The organism is Pseudundibacterium arcticum (assembly GCF_042646465.1).
GTDB classification, from domain to species: domain Bacteria; phylum Pseudomonadota; class Gammaproteobacteria; order Burkholderiales; family Burkholderiaceae_D; genus Undibacterium_A; species Undibacterium_A arcticum.
This window is the reverse complement of the sequence record NZ_JBHRTP010000073.1, coordinates 1-2,375: the sequence shown is the minus strand read 5'-3', so window position 1 is coordinate 2,375 and position 2,375 is coordinate 1. Positions and strand designations below refer to the sequence as shown.

The window sequence follows — 2,375 nt, the reverse complement described above, 5'->3', positions numbered from 1 at the left end:
CCGCATCATTGACACCAGCATGGTCGCGCGGATTGTTGCGGATGTAATACCAGGCCAGCAAACCGGCCAGCACGGTGCCGACCCCCGCCACCACGAACGCGATGCGCCACGAGCCGAGTGCCGTGATCAGCCAGGTGATCAGGATCGCGCCCAGTGCGGCGCCGAGCGGCGCGCCACCGTCGAGCAAGGTGGCACCGCGGCCGCGCTCGTTTTGCGTCATCCAGATCGCATTGAGCTTGCCGCCGGCCGGGTAAATCGGCGCTTCCGCCGCGCCCAGACCGAGGCGTGTCAGCAGCAACGCGGTGGAACTGGTGCAGATCGCGGCAAGTGCCTGGAAGCCGCCCCAGAAGATGGTGGCGATGGCGATCACGATGCGGGGTTTGAAGCGGTCGGCCAGCATGCCGCCGGGGATTTGCATGAACGCGTAAGTCCAGAAAAACGAACTCAGGATCAGGCCCTGCATCGCAGGGCCGAGGTCAAACTCTTTCGCGATCAGCGGCATCGCGACGGACAGCGAGGCCCGGTCGATATAGTTGATCGAGATTAACAACAACATCATGAAGAAAATCCTCCAGCGTACGGAAGTTTTTCCTCCTAGTGCTACAGCGGTGGCATCGGTTGAGGTGCTCATTTTGTCTCCAGTTATGGTGAACCGTCATCTTGTAGAAGCAGGATATTTTTTCTGCTGACGTAAGCATATAATACTTAATACATAATTACAAATATTTTAAGTTATTGATTTTAAAGGAATATAAAATATTTAATTGATTTTGGTTAAGGTTTGCCATCAAAAGCCGGCTGAAAGTGATGCGCAGTAGCAATTTGACTGGTCCGACAGCAAAGATAAAAGCAAGGGCCGCTGCCATTGGACGGGCAGGGGCGTAACGGGCCGGCGCTGTCGTCGATTTACGCCAGCTTGATCGCGAAGATCCACCGCGTACGCGGTGTAGGCAAGGCAGAATCCCTGCGCCGCAGGGAGCCATTGCTTGAGCATCAATAGATTGCGAAAACGCTGCGCGCCCGATCAGGAAGCGCGAGCGCGAGTTATTGGGGCGCGCTGACCATTGCTGCCAATGGCGCATGAAGCTACTGCATCAACGGCCCTCCAAGCGGGATTACCTTGCTTGCCGGCTATTGAAGTATTCGAGCATGGATTCCATGACTTCCCAGCCAGCACCCTTGACCCATTCCCGCGAGAGCCGCTCACCAAGCAAGCGCATGTCGCTGTCCATATACTCGCCGGGTGGCAAGACTTTCATGCCTTTGTCCGCCAACTCTTTTTTCGCGCGGCGTGCATGCTCTTCGCTCACTTTCCAGCCGCGTTGTTCCGCCTGCGCCGCGACTTTGAGCAGCGCCGCTTGGGTGGACGCATCGAGCGAGTTGAAGAGCTTCAGGTTGATCACGACGGCGTTCTTGGGCATCCAAGCCTGCAAGTCGTAGAAATAGCTCATGTATTCCCAGGCGCCATTTTCGGAACCGTACAGGCTGGCGGTGATGAAGGCGTCGAGCTTCTTTTCCTGCAGCGCCTGCTTGAGCTCCGGTGCTGGCACGTCGATCGCTTTGGCATCCACCAGTTCGGCGATGCGCTTGGTTCCCTTGTTCTGCGTTCTGAGACGCAGCCCCTTGAGCTCGCCCATGGTGCGTAGCGGTCGGTTGACGAACAGTCCTTGCGGCGGCCATGGCACCGCATACAGCGGCTTCAAGCCTCGTTCCTCCAGTTTCTTGGCAATCAGGGGCCGGGTTTTCTGCCACAAACGCTGCGCGTCTTGATAGCCGAGCGCGAGAAACGGGACCGAGTCGACGCCGAGCACCGGAATATCTTTCTCGCCATCGTAGAGCTGGAATTCGCCGAGCTGGGCTTTCGAGCCGTCGGCGACGGCGCGTGTGATATCGATGTAGCCATTGAATAAAGCGCCGTGGCTATGCACCGCCAGCTTGACCTTGCCCTGCGTCGCCTTGTCGACTTCGGCCGCGAAAAAACGCAGATTCTCAGTCTGGAAACTGTTGTCCGGGAAGCTGCTGGCAAGATTCCACGGGGTTTGTGCCGATGCGCCACGCATCAGTACCAACAGTACAGCGGCCATTAAATACAGGAAGCGTGGTTGCATCTTTATTTTCTTTCTTTGAAGGTACTGGACTCGGCCAACGGCGCGGCATCAGATTGGGATTTTTTTCTCGTAGTTGATGCTGGTCGAGCAGATGAACAGGCCGACACCGGCTGCCGCGAAGAACATCAGCGCCAGGAAGTAAGAACCGGTGACTTGCACGATGGTGCCGACGATGATCGGTACGCATATGCCGCCGATATTGCCGCCCAGATTCATCAGGCCGCCGAGGAAGCCGATCTTGTCGCGGGTGCCGAGAATCGACGGGAT

The 2,375-nt window shown here is 57.2% G+C and carries 3 protein-coding genes and 1 pseudogene; all 4 read right to left on the bottom strand.

Translation table 11 applies throughout. The features are described 5' to 3' along the window. A partial coding sequence (locus tag ACFOFO_RS20640) for an MFS transporter (protein ID WP_390332682.1) occupies nucleotides 1-631 on the bottom strand: 631 nt, incomplete at its 3' end. Between the two features lie 85 nt (nucleotides 632-716). Continuing rightward, complete coding sequence (locus ACFOFO_RS20635; protein WP_390332679.1) at nucleotides 717-1,082, bottom strand: hypothetical protein; 366 nt, start codon at nucleotides 1,080-1,082, stop codon at nucleotides 717-719. Between the two features lie 33 nt (nucleotides 1,083-1,115). Next, nucleotides 1,116-2,108 carry a TRAP transporter substrate-binding protein gene (locus ACFOFO_RS20630; protein ID WP_390332677.1) on the bottom strand — a complete coding sequence of 331 codons (993 nt, stop codon included), beginning with the start codon at nucleotides 2,106-2,108 and terminating at the stop codon, nucleotides 1,116-1,118. 48 nt (nucleotides 2,109-2,156) lie between these two features. Then, nucleotides 2,157-2,375, bottom strand: a pseudogene (locus ACFOFO_RS20625) (MFS transporter); the annotation flags it as partial.